The organism is Streptomyces sp. TG1A-60, assembly GCF_037201975.1.
GTDB lineage: Bacteria > Actinomycetota > Actinomycetes > Streptomycetales > Streptomycetaceae > Streptomyces.
On sequence record NZ_CP147520.1, the window covers coordinates 1,032,054 to 1,046,502 of the forward strand.

9 protein-coding genes, 1 tRNA gene and 3 pseudogenes are annotated in these 14,449 nt (G+C 70.1%); 5 read left to right on the top strand and 8 right to left on the bottom strand.

Features of this window, described 5'->3' with window-relative positions; all coding sequences use genetic code 11:
* Positions 1-61: 61 nt before the first annotated feature.
* A pseudogene (fusA, locus tag WBG99_RS03935) lies at positions 62-304 on the bottom strand (elongation factor G); the annotation flags it as partial.
* A gap of 29 nt (positions 305-333) precedes the next feature.
* A complete protein-coding gene (locus tag WBG99_RS03940) occupies positions 334-1,143 on the bottom strand; it encodes a ribonuclease BN (RefSeq protein ID WP_338894991.1) in 810 nt (269 codons plus the stop codon).
* Between the two features lie 1,179 nt (positions 1,144-2,322).
* Here WBG99_RS03940 and WBG99_RS03945 point away from each other — a divergent pair.
* Positions 2,323-2,748, top strand: a complete 426-nt coding sequence (locus tag WBG99_RS03945; protein WP_338894992.1) for a hypothetical protein — start codon at positions 2,323-2,325, stop codon at positions 2,746-2,748.
* 220 nt (positions 2,749-2,968) lie between these two features.
* On the opposite strand, the gene WBG99_RS03950 is transcribed toward WBG99_RS03945, so the two are convergent.
* The 4 genes and pseudogenes from WBG99_RS03950 to WBG99_RS03965 all read right to left on the bottom strand — a co-directional run.
* Positions 2,969-3,053 (bottom strand) — tRNA-Leu (locus WBG99_RS03950).
* Positions 3,054-3,227: 174 nt separating this feature from the next.
* Entirely contained in the window at positions 3,228-4,778 is a 1,551-nt protein-coding gene (locus tag WBG99_RS03955) for an aldehyde dehydrogenase family protein (protein ID WP_338894993.1), read from the bottom strand.
* A 61-nt stretch (positions 4,779-4,839) separates the two neighbouring features.
* Positions 4,840-5,022 (bottom strand): annotated as a pseudogene (locus tag WBG99_RS03960) (succinate--CoA ligase subunit alpha); the annotation flags it as partial.
* Position 5,023: 1 nt separating this feature from the next.
* Positions 5,024-5,401 (bottom strand): annotated as a pseudogene (locus WBG99_RS03965) (ATP-grasp domain-containing protein); the annotation flags it as partial.
* Between the two features lie 143 nt (positions 5,402-5,544).
* Here WBG99_RS03965 and WBG99_RS03970 point away from each other — a divergent pair.
* The 4 genes from WBG99_RS03970 (at position 5,545) to WBG99_RS03985 (ending at position 12,173) form a co-directional block, all read left to right on the top strand.
* Positions 5,545-7,230, top strand: coding sequence for a thiamine pyrophosphate-binding protein (locus WBG99_RS03970; RefSeq protein WP_338894994.1), 1,686 nt, complete (start codon positions 5,545-5,547; stop codon positions 7,228-7,230).
* A gap of 10 nt (positions 7,231-7,240) precedes the next feature.
* On the top strand, positions 7,241-8,518 hold the full coding sequence (frc, locus tag WBG99_RS03975) for a formyl-CoA transferase (protein ID WP_338894995.1): 1,278 nt from the start codon (positions 7,241-7,243) through the stop codon (positions 8,516-8,518).
* A gap of 3 nt (positions 8,519-8,521) precedes the next feature.
* Positions 8,522-10,666 carry an acetate--CoA ligase family protein gene (locus WBG99_RS03980; RefSeq protein ID WP_338894996.1) on the top strand — a complete coding sequence of 715 codons (2,145 nt, stop codon included), beginning with the start codon at positions 8,522-8,524 and terminating at the stop codon, positions 10,664-10,666.
* A gap of 118 nt (positions 10,667-10,784) precedes the next feature.
* Entirely contained in the window at positions 10,785-12,173 is a 1,389-nt protein-coding gene (locus tag WBG99_RS03985) for an OFA family MFS transporter (RefSeq protein ID WP_338894997.1), read from the top strand.
* 325 nt (positions 12,174-12,498) lie between these two features.
* Here the strand turns inward: WBG99_RS03985 and WBG99_RS03990 are convergent, their stop codons facing one another.
* A complete protein-coding gene (locus tag WBG99_RS03990) occupies positions 12,499-13,173 on the bottom strand; it encodes a GntR family transcriptional regulator (protein ID WP_338894998.1) in 675 nt (224 codons plus the stop codon).
* 186 nt (positions 13,174-13,359) lie between these two features.
* Complete coding sequence (locus WBG99_RS03995; RefSeq protein ID WP_338894999.1) at positions 13,360-14,298, bottom strand: beta-ketoacyl-ACP synthase III; 939 nt, start codon at positions 14,296-14,298, stop codon at positions 13,360-13,362.
* Between the last annotated feature and the right edge of the window lie 151 nt (positions 14,299-14,449).

The following is a 14,449-nucleotide window of genomic DNA, read 5'->3' on the forward strand; positions in this document are numbered from 1 at the left end:
CCGGCCCATGGACGACGACGGTGTCGCCCGTGCCGAGCACGGGCGGCACCGTCGCGTTCTCCTACCGGTCGCCGGCCACCGCCACCGGTGCCGGGGTGTACCCGGCGGGCCGGGTGGTGAATGTGCCCCGACCCTGGGTGCGGCTGCGCAGGCGGGTCGCGTAGCCGAACAGTTCGGCCAGCGGCACGGTGGCGGTGACGACCACCGAGCCCGCCCGGGGCACGGAGTCCGAGACCCGGCCGCGGCGCGCCGCGAGGTCGCCGAGCACCCCGCCCACGGCGTCCCCGGGCACGGTGACCGTCAGCCCACGGAGAACCCAGGTGAGGCAGGCCCTCAGTGCTTCCGGGAGCGGCGGTGGGGATGCGGAATGTGGTGCGGTTCGTGGAGGTACCAATAGCGGCCGACGAGGGCGCCGCCGAAGACGACGAAGCCGACCCCGATGAGCCAGGACGTCACGATCAGGACGGTGCCGACCGAACCGTACGAGACCGCGTTGCTCACGATGAGCGGGGAGAAGACCAGGGTGGAGAACAGGCGCAGGCCGCCCAGACCCACCATCGTGGCGATGGCGCCCGGCAGGAGGGCGCGCCAGGAGATCCGGCCGCCGAGCAGGAAACGCTGTCCCCACCAGAAGAAGAGCACGCCGAGCAGCGCGGACAGCACGAGCCGGGCCCATGAGCTCAGGGTCCCCGATCCCAGGAGGGCGCCGCTCTGCGCTTCGGCGAAGAGGTAGGCCGTCAGGGCGACAAGCCACACGGCGCGTCGCCACACGGTGTGCCAGCGCCCGGCCGACAGGTCCCAGACCTTCTCGTAACCGGTCTGGACACTGCCCGCGAACGTCACGCCGAAGACCGCGAGCAGTATCAGGCTCAGGACACTGATCGTGCTCAGGACCTCGCGGGGAGCGGAGAAGAGGTCCTGCACGGCGTCGGCGGAGCGCCCGGACAGCCCCATACCGTCCACGATCCACAGCGCGAAGCCGCGTTCCTGGAGGGGGCCGGCCGCCGCGACCACGATCAGCAGCGGGGCGAACGTCACCAGTCCCAGCGCCGCGAAGCCCATGGCCCGGTGCATCAGCTCCACTTCCCTGCCGCGCCGCCATACGCGCGTGCCCCTGACGTGGAGGAAGCGGCGCAGTGTCATCGAGCGGTGCCCGCGACCGCGCAGGCGGTTCCTGTTCCCGCGCCTGCCGGGCCGGCCGTCATCCGGGGGACCCGGAGCATCAGGCGACCCGGAAGAATGCGGAACACCCGATGAACCGGACGGCTCAGACCGGCCCGGCGGTCCGACGGGTTCCATGGGTTCCGCCACGGGCTCTACAGGTCCGACGGCCCGACGGGGCGGACAGGCCGGGCAGGACTGCCGCTCCGCTCCTGGTCGAGAGGGCCGCGACAAGCCCGCCGCAGTGGTGGCACCACCCCATGGCGCATGCGTGGTCACCTCGTCCTGTTTCCCCTGCACCGGCATGGGGTCTCATCCCCGCACCGGGCCCGCCCGTACGTCACGAGTGGCTGCTTCCAGCGTGCCCCGCCGACTCCAGATGTGCGACCGGCTCAGCGGCCCCGGCAACTGGGGGAAGGGAGCAGACCCCCACCTCAGCCCCTCAGCCCGGTGCAGTTGGTGGATGCTTGCTCGGGCGCCCGGCCTCGGTCGTTCGTTCCTGCGCATCACGTGCACCAGCGCACGCCGATCACAGAGTGTGACGCCGCACCGGTTCTCGGTGACGCCACCTCCGCTGCCGGGCGTGGGCGGCTCACGTGTGGCGGCGGTCGGCAAGGCGACGGTGCAGGCGCGGCCGACCGACCGCACGCATCGGCCCCACTGCACGTACATGACCGCGGAAGTGGCCGACGGGCGACCGAGTGAGATCCGTCCGCACCGCCGGTGAACCGCATCAGCCACGTCGTGTCACAATTCCGCCCGACATCCGCAACCGTGGTGGAAAATGGCGCGTCTTCGACCCTGTTGGCCGAGCGTGCGGCCCTGCGAAGCGGATAAAAAGGGGGACCTACGGTGAATCGAACCCGGAGCTGGATGAGACGGGGAACGTTGCTGACTGCCGCCCTCACATTGGCGTCGGCCGCGGTGGGATGCCAGGACACGGGGAAGGGCGGGGAAAGCCCGACCTCGAAGCCCTCAAAGCCCTCAAAGCCCTCAAAGCCAGCCGATTCTCCCAAGACACCAGACAGTAACTCGGTCAAGGACGACGGTAAGGAATCGGCCAAGCCGTCGCCGGACACTTCGAAGAAGCCGGGCAACAGCGGCTCAGCAGGTGCGCTGACCTGCGATCAGCTGCGGAACGCCGAGCTGCAGAACTCCTCCATGCGGCTGCCCGACGCCCCTGAGGGGACCGTCGCCTTCACGGACGGACGGTGGGAAGGCGACGGTGTGGTGATCGAGCTGCAGCCGCAGTGCGGCATTGGGGACATGACAGGAGACCCGGCGGCGGACGCCGTGGGCGCCATCAAGGTCACCACAGGGGGCACGGGCAAGTTCTACGGCCTCGTCACATGGCGCAACGACGCCGGAACCCCGGTACCGGCCGCTGCCGTCTCACTCGGCGACCGTACGCCGGTGGTTTCGATCAACATCTCCTCGGGGCCTGAGAAGCAGGCGACGGTCGTCTACCTCACCCGCGGTGACTCCGATCCGACGGCCGTGGTGACGCTCAGACGAACCGCCGTCTACCAGGTGACGGAGCCTGCCATGATCGAACTCCACCACAGCGACGCCCCGTACACGCCGTGAGACAGGGCAGTCCCAGGTGGCGCCGTAATTCCGTACGCCCGGCGCCCTTCCCAGGCAGGCACCTGGAGGCCTCGGTACGGTGATCAGCTGCACCGGTTCACCGGCGTCCCCCAACCGCGCATGGAGGCGGCTCGACGTGAGCTCACGGGGCTCAGACCCATGAAAAAGAGGATGGTGCCGACCGAGAACCGGCCGACACCATCCATGCGCCTACCAGACGTGTCCGAGGGGGGACTTGAACCCCCACGCCCGTTAAAGGGCACTAGCACCTCAAGCTAGCGCGTCTGCCATTCCGCCACCCGGACGAGGTGTCTGTCGCCTGGCCGGGGGTGCTCCCGGCGGCGACACGGACAACAATACCAAGGTTTCGGAGCGCCCTTCACCTGCGTATCCGGGCTCCGGACGGGCCGTGCGGGGTCCGGTGAGGAGGTCCCGCACGGCTTCACCAGGGGTGAGCGGACGAACACCGATCGGCCGTTTCAGGACACGGACGGCATGAGGTGGTACTCGGGGAAGTTGCCGGGCAGCCGCTCCCCCGCCGGGCCGCATGTGACGGCCTTGACGAGCAGCTCACCGCCGACGAAGGCGCCCCGCCAGGACGCGCCGAAGCCGCCGAAGAGCTCCTCGCGGTCGCCGCGGGAGCGGGGTGTGCCGTGGCCGACCTTGAACGCCCGGATCTGGGGTGCCAGCCGTTCGTACGTCTCCCTGTCATCGGTGGACAGGGTGGCGACGAGCGCGCCGTTCGAGGCGTTCATGGCTGCGAGCAGTTCGGCCTCGGTGTCGACCAGGACGATCGTGTCGACCGGGCCGAAGGGTTCCGCGTGGTGGAGCGGGGAGGACGTGGGCGGGTTCAGGAGGGTGACGGGCTGGACATACGCGCCGGTGTCCTGGCCGGGCAGGAAGCGGGCGTCGGCGAGCTTGCCCCGGTGCAGCGGGACGGCGCCCCGGTCGACGGCCTCGGCGACCTGGTCGGTCAGTTCCTTGGCCTTGGCCGCGTTGATGACGGGCCCGAAGTCGAGTGTGGGGTACGGGTCGTCGGGGTGCTCCACGGCCAGCGGGTGGCCGACCCTGAGGGTGCGGACCGCCGGGAGGTACGCCGCGAGGAACTCGTCGAACAGCTCGCGTTGGACGACGAAGCGCGGGTACGCCGTGCAGCGCTGTTTGCCGTAGTCGAAGAGTCTGGGGATGACGGCGGCGAGGGTGTCCCAGTCGGTGTGGTTCCAGATGCCCCAGGTGTTCAGTCCCTCCTGTTCGAGGACGTGTCGTTTGCCGAGGTCGGCGACGGCGGCGGCCACGGCGGCGCCGGTGTCGCGGCCACCGACGAAGGAGACGCAGCCGATCTCGGGGGCGCGGACCAGCGCCTCCGACAGCTCGCCTCCGCTGCCGCTGACGAGGGTGACGGGTATCCCCTCGCGGGCGGCGAGCGCACCGGCCAGGGTGAGGCAGGCGACGCCGCCGTCGGTCGGGGTCTTGGCGATGACCGCGTTGCCCGCCAGTGCCTGGACCAGCATCGCGTGGACGAGCACGCTCATCGGGTAGTTCCAGCTGGCGATGTTGGAGACCGGGCCGTCGAGCGGGACGCGCCCTTCGACCATGGGGTCGATGCCGTCGACGTACCGGCGGACGCCGTCGATGGCCCGGTCCACGTCGGCCTGGGCGAGCCGCCAGGGTTTGCCGATCTCCCAGACGAGGAGCAGGGCGAGCAGTTCGCGGTGCCGGGCGAGGGCGTCGAGCGTGGCGCCGACCCGGGCGCGGCGTTCGTCGAGGGGGACGTGGCGCCAGGCGCGGTGCTGGTCGAGGGAGGCCCGTACCGCCTGGTGCGCGGTGGCACCGTCCAGGCGGGGCGGGCCGGCGACGGGGCTGCCGTCGACGGGGCTGGCGGCCGGGAGCACCTGGCCGTCGGCCTGCCAGGAGCAGTTCCAGAGGTTGAGGACCCGGTCGTCCCGGAAGGCCTCGGGGGCGACGGCGAGACAGCGCCGCCAGGCGTCCGCCCAGGAGGTGCCGGTCTTGGTGGTGAGGGTGGGTGGCATGGGTTGCTCCGCTCTCGGTGCACAGTCGGGGGCGGGGGTGGTGCGTCGCCTACGGGTGAGGTCACGCCCCGGCTTCCAGGGCGGCCGACACCAGCCGGGCCGTCTCGGTCGGCGTACCGCCCACCTTGACGCCGGCCGCCTCCAGCGCCTCCTTCTTGGCCTGCGCCGTACCGGAGGAGCCGGACACGATCGCCCCGGCGTGGCCCATCGTCTTGCCCTCGGGGGCCGTGAACCCTGCGACGTAGCTCGATCTCCGTGCCGCCCTCGGCCGAGGCGATCGCGAGGAAGCGGCCGGCGGCACGGTCGAGGGCATACGAGACGTAGAACTCGCTCTCGATCGCGACGGGTTCGGCGACCATGACCTCACGGACGGTGTGGCCCTTGATGTCCGTGCCGAGGATCTGCCGTGCCGTCAGTTCGGTGGCGGCGGGGTCGGCGGCGAGTTTCACTCCGCCGGCCTTGCCGCGTCCGCCGGTCTTCACCTGGGCCTTGACGACGACGCGTCCGCCGAGCCGCCGGGCGATCTCCCGCGCCTCCTTGGGCGAGTCGGTGCCCTCGGCCCGTGGCACCGAGATGCCGTGCTCCTCGAAGAGTTCCCTTGCCTGGTGCTCGAAAGGGTCCATTCCGGCTCCTGACTCCAAAGTGCCGTACGCCCCCTGGACACCACCCACCGGATGCGGGATAACAAGTTTCATACAGTATTCGTCGACTGTATGCAATCAACCGCGAGAGCGTTCCAACCCCTACGAAGGGACAGGACTTCGCCATGCCCGACGGCAACAGCCAGGACCTCATCTCCGGTGGTCATCTCGTCGCCAAGGCACTCAAAGCGGAGGGTGTGGACGTCATCTACACCTTGTGCGGCGGCCACATCATCGACATCTACGACGGCTGCGTCGACGAGGGCATCGAGGTCGTCGACGTACGCCACGAGCAGGTCGCCGCCCACGCCGCCGACGGCTACGCCCGCATCACCGGCAAGCCCGGCTGCGCGGTCGTCACCGCCGGCCCCGGTACGACCGACGCCGTGACCGGTGTCGCCAACGCCTTCCGCGCGGAGTCCCCGATGCTGCTGATCGGCGGCCAGGGCGCGCACACCCAGCACAAGATGGGGTCCCTGCAGGACCTTCCGCACGTCGACATGATGACGCCGGTCACCAAGTTCGCGGCGACCGTGCCGGACACGGCCCGCGCCGCGGACATGGTGTCCATGGCGTTCCGCGAGTGCTACCACGGCGCCCCCGGCCCCTCCTTCCTGGAGATCCCGCGCGACGTGCTGGACGCCAAGGTGCCCGTGGAGAAGGCGCGCGTGCCGAAGGCGGGCGCCTACCGTGCCTCGACCCGCTCGGCCGGTGACCCCGAGGCGATCGAGAAGCTCGCCGACCTGCTGGTGCACGCCGAGAGGCCCGCGATCCTGCTGGGCAGCCAGGTGTGGACGACCCGGGGGACCGAGTCCGCCATCGAGCTGGTGCGGACGCTGAACATCCCGGCGTACATGAACGGCGCGGGGCGCGGCACCCTGCCGCCCGGCGACCCGCACCACTTCCAGCTCTCCCGCCGGTACGCCTTCTCCCACGCCGACGTCATCGTCATCGTCGGTACGCCCTTCGACTTCCGTATGGGCTACGGCAAGCGGCTGTCGCCGGACGCGACCGTCGTGCAGATCGACCTCGACTACCGGACCGTCGGCAGGAACCGCGACATCGACCTCGGGATCGTCGGCGACGCCGGACTCATCCTGAAGTCGGTGACCGAGGCGGCCTCCGGACGCCTCAACGGGGGCGCGTCGAAGCGGAAGGAGTGGCTCGACGAGCTGCGCGCCGCCGAGCAGACCGCCATCGAGAAGCGGCTGCCCAGCCTGAAATCCGACGCCTCTCCCATCCACCCCTACCGGCTGGTCAGCGAGATCAACGACTTCCTCACCGAGGACTCCGTCTACATCGGCGACGGCGGCGACATCGTCACCTTCTCCGGTCAGGTCGTGCAGCCCAAGTCTCCCGGGCACTGGATGGACCCGGGCCCCCTCGGCACGCTCGGCGTCGGCGTCCCCTTCGTGCTCGCCGCCAAGAAGGCGCGGCCCGACAAGGAGGTGGTGGCCCTCTTCGGTGACGGCGCCTTCTCCCTCACCGGCTGGGACTTCGAGACCCTCGTCCGCTACGACCTCCCCTTCGTCGGGATCATCGGCAACAACTCCTCGATGAACCAGATCCGTTACGGCCAGAAGGCCAAGTACGGCGAGGAACGCGAGCGGGTCGGCAACACCCTCGGCGACGTCCACTACGACAAGTTCGCCCAGATGCTCGGCGGTCACGGCGAGGAGGTCCGCGACCCCGCCGACATCGGCCCCGCTCTCCGGCGTGCTCGTGAGTCGGGCAAGCCGTCGCTCATCAACGTCTGGGTCGACCCGGACGCGTACGCCCCCGGAACCATGAACCAGACGATGTACAAGTGAGGTGCCCCCGGTGACCACCGAGACCGCCACAACGTCGCAGTCCACGCGCCCCTCGCCGCCCGGCAAGGCGCTCGCGGGCATCCGCGTCCTCGACATGACGCACGTCCAGTCCGGCCCGTCCGCCACCCAGCTGCTCGCATGGCTCGGCGCGGACGTGGTGAAGCTGGAGGCGCCGAGCGGGGACATCACGCGCAAGCAGCTGCGTGACCTCCCGGACGTCGACTCCCTCTACTTCACGATGCTCAACTGCAACAAGCGGAGTATCACCCTCAACACCAAGACCGAGCGCGGCAAGGAGATCCTCACCGAGCTGATCCGGCGCTCCGACGTCATGGTGGAGAACTTCGGCCCCGGCGCGGTCGACCGCATGGGCTTCACCTGGGACCGCGTCCAGGAGATCAATCCGCGTATCGTCTACGCCTCCATCAAGGGGTTCGGCGAGGGTCCGTACACGGACCTCAAGGCGTACGAGGTCGTCGCGCAGGCCATGGGCGGGTCGATGTCGACCACCGGCTTCGAGGACGGGCCGCCGCTGGCGACGGGGGCCCAGATCGGGGACTCGGGCACGGGCATCCACGCCGTGGCGGGAATTCTCGCGGCGCTGTACCAGCGGGAGAACACCGGGCGCGGTCAGCGGGTCAATGTGGCCATGCAGCACGCCGTCCTCAACCTCTGCCGGGTGAAGCTGAGGGACCAGCAGCGGCTGGCACACGGCCCGCTCCGTGAATATCCCAACGAGGACTTCGGCGTGGAGGTTCCCAGGTCCGGGAACGCGTCCGGCGGGGGGCAGCCCGGCTGGGCGGTCAAGTGCGCGCCGGGCGGCCCGAACGACTACGTGTACGTCATCGTGCAGCCCGTCGGCTGGCAGCCGATGAGCGAACTCATCGGCCGGCCCGAACTGGCGGACGACCCCGAGTGGGCGACGCCGGAGGCCCGGCTGCCCAAGCTCAACAAGATGTTCCAGCTCATCGAGGAGTGGTCGTCCACCCTGCCCAAGTGGGAGGTGCTGGAGCGGCTCAACGCCCACAACATCCCGTGCGGGCCGATCCTCTCCACCAGGGAGATCATCGAGGACGAGTCCCTGGTCTCCAACGAGATGGTCGTCACCGTGCCGCACCCCGAGCGCGGCGACTTCGTGACCGTCGGCAGCCCGCTGAAGCTGTCCGACTCCCCCGTGGACGTGATCAGTTCACCGCTCCTCGGAGAGCACAACGAAGAGGTCTACGTCGGCGAGCTCGGGCTCGGCGACGAGGAACTGCGCCTGCTCAAGTCGGACGGAGTGATCTGATTGATGGCCGAAGACCGGGTGCTGAGGGTGCGCACGCTCCTCGACACCGTACGGGCCGAGGGCCGGAGCGCGCTGACGGCGCCCGAGGGCAAGGTGATCGCCGACGCGTACGGGATCGCCGTACCCGGCGAGGAGTTGGCACGGGACGTCGACGAGGCGGTGGCGGACGCGGCGCGCTTCGGCGGGCCGGTCGTCATGAAGATCGTCTCGCCGGACATCCTCCACAAGACCGATGCGGGCGGTGTGATCGTCGGGGTGGAGGGCGCCGGTGACGTACGGGCCGCCTTCTGCAAGATCATCGAAAACGCCAAGGCGTACGACCCTCAGGCGCGCGTCGAGGGCGTCCAGGTGCAGGAGCTGCTGCCGAAGGGCCAGGAGGTCATCGTCGGCGCGGTGACGGACCCGACGTTCGGGAAGGTCGTCGCGTTCGGGCTCGGCGGGGTGCTGGTGGAGGTCCTCAAGGACGTGACGTTCCGGCTCGCGCCGGTCGACGCGGACGAGGCGCTCTCCATGCTGGACTCGATCCGCGCGGCCGAGATCCTGCGCGGGGTGCGCGGGGCGGCCCCCGTGGACCGGTGGGCGATCGCCGAGCAGATCCGCCGGGTGTCCGAACTCGTCGCGGACTTCCCGGAGATCGCCGAGGTGGACCTCAATCCGGTGATCGCCACCCCGGAGGGCGCGGTCGCGGCGGACATCCGGGTGATCCTGGCGGAGTCGGTGCCGAAGCCCCGGCGCACGTACACGCGCGAGGAGATCCTCGCGTCGATGCGCCGGCTGATGCAGCCCTCGTCGGTCGCGGTGATCGGGGCCTCCAACGAACAAGGCAAGATCGGCAACTCGGTGATGCGCAACCTCGTCGACGGCGGTTTCTCCGGCGAGATCCATCCGGTGAACCCCAGAGCCGATGACATTCTGGGCCGCAAGGCGTACAAGAGTGTCACGGACGTCCCGGGTGAGGTGGATGTGGCGGTCTTCGCGATCCCCGCCAGGTTCGTGGCCTCGGCGCTGGAGGAGGTGGGTCGCAAGGGCATCCCCAACGCCGTGCTGATCCCCTCCGGGTTCGCGGAGACCGGCGAGCACGGACTCCAGGACGAGATCGTGGCGATCGCCGAGCGGCACGGCGTCCGGCTGCTCGGGCCGAACATCTACGGCTACTACTCCACGTGGCAGGACCTGTGTGCCACGTTCTGCACGCCGTACGACGTCAAGGGCGGGGTGGCGCTGACCTCGCAGTCCGGCGGTATCGGGATGGCCATCCTGGGCTTCGCCCGCACCACGAAGACGGGTGTCTCCGCGATCGTCGGGCTCGGCAACAAGTCGGACCTGGACGAGGACGACCTGCTGACCTGGTTCGGCGAGGACCCGCACACCGAGTGCATCGCCATGCACCTGGAGGACCTCAAGGACGGGCGGGCCTTCGTGGATGCCGCGCGGGCGACCGTCCCCAGGAAGCCGGTCGTGGTCCTGAAGGCGGGCCGTACGGCGGCCGGGGCGAAGGCGGCGGGCTCGCACACGGGCGCGTTGGCGGGCGACGACGCCGTGTACGACGACATCCTGAAGCAGGCCGGTGTCATCAGGGCGCCCGGGCTGAACGAGATGCTGGAGTACGCGCGCGCGTTGCCGGTGCTTCCGGCTCCCCGGGGCGACAACGTCGTGATCATCACGGGCGCGGGCGGCAGCGGTGTGCTGCTGTCGGACGCGGTGACCGACAACGGGCTGACCCTGATGGAGATCCCGCCGGATCTGGACGCGTCCTTCCGGAAGTTCATCCCACCGTTCGGGGCCGCCGGCAACCCGGTCGACATCACCGGGGGCGAGCCTCCGTCGACGTACGAGGCGACGATCCGGCTGGGTCTGGAGGACCCGCGCATCCACGCGCTCGTCCTCGGCTACTGGCACACGATCGTCACCCCGCCCATGGTGTTCGCCGAGCTCACCGCGCGCGTGGTGGCCGAGTTCCGCGAACGGGGCGTCGAGAAGCCGGTCGTGGCGTCGCTCGCGGGTGATGTCGAGGTGGAGGAGGCCTGCCAGTACCTCTTCGAGCGTGGGGTCGTGGCCTACCCGTACACGACCGAGAAGCCGGTGGCCGTGCTGGGCGCGAAGTACCGCTGGGCGCGGGCGGCGGGCCTGTTGGGGGGCGGTCGATGAGCTGAGCGACGGCTCGAACCACGGGGCCCGCGGAGACCGCTCACCGCGGGCCCCGGCGCAGAGAAGCACGGACAGGGGGCGCTGGCCAGACTTCTTCCACGCGGAGGGTTCGATCGACATGGCAACAACAGACATCTCCACAGCCGTCCCCTACAGGGAGGTGACGGACGCCAACGGCCGGATGTACCGGATCGGCGAGTCCGACCTCGACATCATGGGGCGCAAACGCAAGTGGATGGTCATCCTGCCGTGGGTGGGCATGATGGGCATCAGCTCGGCGGAGTACGCGTTCGCGTCCGCCGAGGAGACCCTGCACGCGGCGCACAGCTGGAGCAACCAGCACATCTTCTGGATGCTGGGCGTGTGGGTGTTCTTCCAGGCCGCGGTGGCCTTCCCCGCCGGGAAGCTCCGCGAGAGCGGCAGACTGCCCGCCCGCTGGGCGATGATGCTGGGCGCCGTCGGCACCCTGCTCGGTTATGTGTCCCTCGCGTTCGCACCGCACGTCGTCGTCGCCTACGTCGGTTTCGGCATGTTCAGCGGTATGGGCGCGGGCATGGTCTACGCGACCTGCGTGAACATGGTCGGCAAGTGGTACCCGGAGCGCAAGGGCGGCAAGACCGGATTCGTCAACGGCGGCTTCGCCTACGGTTCGGTGCCGTTCGTGTTCATCTTCACCGGGTTCATGGACCTGACGAACTTCCGCTGGGTACTCGTCGCCGTCGGGGTGTTCCTCGCGGCGGTGGTCGCCGTGGCCGGCTACTTCTTCCAGGACCCGCCGAAGAACTGGTGGCCGGCCGAGGTCGACCCGCTGCGGAAGCCGGACGACCCGCGCGCGCGGCGCGCGCTGGAGAAGAACCCGCCGGCCGTGAAGCAGTACACGCCGAGTGAGGCCTGGCGGACCGGCCGGGTCGCGCTGATGTGGTTCTGTCTGCTGTGCACCTCGGGTGTGAACATCTTCGGTATCGCCTTCCAGGTGCCGTTCGGCAACGAGGCCGGCTTCGCGGGCGGGATCGTGGCCACGGCCATGTCCCTGAAGGCGATCGTCAACGGCACGGGCCGCGGTGTCATCGGCTGGCTCTCCGACCGCTACGGCCGCAAGCAGTGCCTGATCTTCGTCTGCATCGTGCTGGGCCTGTCCCAGTACGGCATCCTCTGGTCCGGCAACATCGGCAACCTTCCACTCTTCCTGGTGTTCTCCAGCGTCTCCGGGTTCGGCGGCGGGGCGATCTTCCCGATGTTCGCGGCGATGACCGCGGACTACTTCGGCGAGAACAACAACGCCTCCAACTACGGGCTCGTCTACAGCTCGAAGCTGGTGTCCGGTCTGCTCGGCTCCGGCATGGGCATCGTGGTCGTGGGTGCCTGGGACTACTCGGGTGCCTTCGTGCTCGCCGGCTCCATCTCGCTGTTCGCCGGGTTCGTGGCCGTCTTCCTGCACCCGCCGGGACGGCCGCGCAGCCGGCACATCGCTCCCAACCCGCGTCCGCTCGGAGACGAGGTGGCCTGACGCTCCGGCGTACGGCGGCAGGCGCCCGCCCCGTGGCCTGGCACCCCGGGGCGGGCGCCTGCGGCCGTTTGTCCACCCGCTTCGGTCAGCACTTCTCGCGCAGCGAGCGCAGGTGCTCGCCGGAGAGGCGGGCGAAGGTGAAGTCACGCGTCGACTGCCGCCGGCCTTCTCCACTCACCAGGACATGGAGCGGCCTGGAATCGAGCGGGGCGGCGGTGGCTCCGGAGGGCGTACTACGACGGGAGGACGGGCGGAGGCGACGACCGGGGCGGACGACCAGCGACAGAGGACCGCCCCGCAGGGGGGCGCCGTTCGGGAGCCGCGGTTACTTCTCGCGCTCGTGGTAGGTCTTGCGCGTGTGCTCTGTGTGTTCCCGCATGATCTCCGTCGCGCGCCGTTCGTCACGGGCGGAGATCGCGGCGATGAGGGCGCGGTGTTCGAGCCAGGACCGGTGGCCGCGTCGGCGGGCGACGGGGGTGTAGTACCAGCGGACTCGGCGGTCGACCTGGGCGGCGAGTCCGGCGAGGACGCTGTTGCCGGCCAGGTCCATGACCTTCGCGTGGAAGCGGGCGTTCACGGTGACCGCGGCGTCGACGTCGTCGGCGTCCACGGCGCGTTCGCCCTCCGCGCAGAGTTCCTCGAGGGCCGCGATGCCGGCCGTGCCGGCGTTGGCCGCGGCGAGGCGGGCCGCCTCGGCCTCCAACAGGGTGCGGACGGTGAGGAGTTGGTCGGCCTCCTCCTCCGTCGGCTCGTGGACGAAGGCCCCTTGGGCAGGCCGCAGGTCGACCCAGCCCTCGGTGTTGAGGCGTTGCAGGGCCTCCCGGACGGGCTGCCGGGACACCCCCAGGTGCCCGGCGAGTTCACTTTCGACAAGGTGCTGGCCGGGGCGCAGCGCGCGCGTGGTGATGAGTTCGAGCAGAGCCTCGTAGACGCGGTCACGCAGCGGGCCGGGACGTTCGAGCTTGGGCACCGCCCCTTGCGGAAGTCCGGTCGACAGCATCGCGGGTCCCTTCCAGAGCACCACCGCCGGGCAGGCACCGCGAACGCGGCGAGCGCAGACGGAAAGCCAAAGGCCTCGCATGACAGCCGAAGCCAGTATGGATTGTCTTTCGTCTACAGTCTACGGCTCACCACGGCAGGCCCGGCGGTGGGGCCGGGCTCGTCGCATCACCTTCGAAGGCGCTGCTCAGGGGCAGCGGACGACCTGACCCGCGTACGACAGATTGCCGCCGAAGCCGAACAGCAGGACGGGGTCGCCGGTGGTGATCTCGCCGCGTTCGACGAGCTTGGAGAAGGCGAGGGGGATGCTCGCGGCCGAGGTGTTGCCGGACTCGACGACGTCCCGCGCGACCACGGCGTTGACGGCGCCGATCTTCCGGGCGAGGGGCTCGATGATGCGCAGGTTGGCCTGGTGGAGGACGACCGCGGCGAGGTCCGCGGGCGCGAGCCCGGCCTTCTCGCAGGCGGCGCGGGCGATGGGCGGCAGCTTGGTGGTGGCCCAGCGGTAGACGCTCTGCCCCTCCTGCGCGAAGCGCGCGGGGGTTCCCTCGATCCGTACCGCGTGTCCCATCTCGGGCATCGATCCCCACAGCACCGGTCCGATGCCGGGTTCGTCGGCGGCCTCGACGACGGCCGCGCCCGCCCCGTCGCCGACGAGGACGCAGGTGGTGCGGTCGGTCCAGTCCGTGACCTCGGACATCTTGTCGGCGCCGATGACGAGCGCCCGGGTCGCGCCGCCCGCGCGCACGGCGTGGTCGGCGGTGGCGAGGGCGTGGGTGAAGCCGGCGCAGACGACGTTGACGTCCATGGCGGCCGGGTTCGGGAGGGAGAGCCGGTGCGCGACCCGGGCAGCCATGTTCGGGGAGCGGTCGACGGCGGTGGAGGTGGCGACCACGACCAGGTCGATGGCCTCCGGGCCGAGGCCGGCCGCGGCGAGCGCCTTGGCGGCGGCGTGGCCGGCCAGCTCGTCGACGGGTTCGTCGGGGCCGGCGATGTGCCGGGTGCGGATGCCCACTCGGCTCGTGATCCACTCGTCACTGGTGTCGACCATGCCCGCCAGGTCCTCGTTGGTGAGCACCTTGGCGGGCTGGTAGTGACCGACGGCGGCGATCCGCGAGCCGTTCATGGGTGGTTCCCCTCGTTGCCTGTGGTCAGCGGGATCCACCAGTCTGATCAGTGACTCACGGGTACGAGGGCGAGTGAGGCGACAGTAATGCGTGGCCCGGGTTGTGGGCTTCTGTCAGACCTCTGGGCGTCCGAGTACTCACCCGGTGAAC

What these genes read in the sequence shown, in the direction of transcription:
- WBG99_RS03995 (WP_338894999.1), bottom strand. Translation starts at nt 14,298, where the DNA reads ATGAACGGCTCGCGGATCGCCGCCGTCGGTCACTACCAGCCCGCCAAG.
- WBG99_RS03945 (WP_338894992.1), top strand. Translation starts at nt 2,323, where the DNA reads ATGCGGCTGCCCGACGCCCCTGAGGGGACCGTCGCCTTCACGGACGGA.
- WBG99_RS03970 (WP_338894994.1), top strand. Translation starts at nt 5,545, where the DNA reads ATGCCCGACGGCAACAGCCAGGACCTCATCTCCGGTGGTCATCTCGTC.
- WBG99_RS03990 (WP_338894998.1), bottom strand. Translation starts at nt 13,173, where the DNA reads ATGCTGTCGACCGGACTTCCGCAAGGGGCGGTGCCCAAGCTCGAACGT.
- WBG99_RS03955 (WP_338894993.1), bottom strand. Translation starts at nt 4,778, where the DNA reads ATGCCACCCACCCTCACCACCAAGACCGGCACCTCCTGGGCGGACGCC.
- WBG99_RS03980 (WP_338894996.1), top strand. Translation starts at nt 8,522, where the DNA reads ATGGCCGAAGACCGGGTGCTGAGGGTGCGCACGCTCCTCGACACCGTA.
- WBG99_RS03985 (WP_338894997.1), top strand. Translation starts at nt 10,785, where the DNA reads ATGGCAACAACAGACATCTCCACAGCCGTCCCCTACAGGGAGGTGACG.
- WBG99_RS03940 (WP_338894991.1), bottom strand. Translation starts at nt 1,143, where the DNA reads ATGACACTGCGCCGCTTCCTCCACGTCAGGGGCACGCGCGTATGGCGG.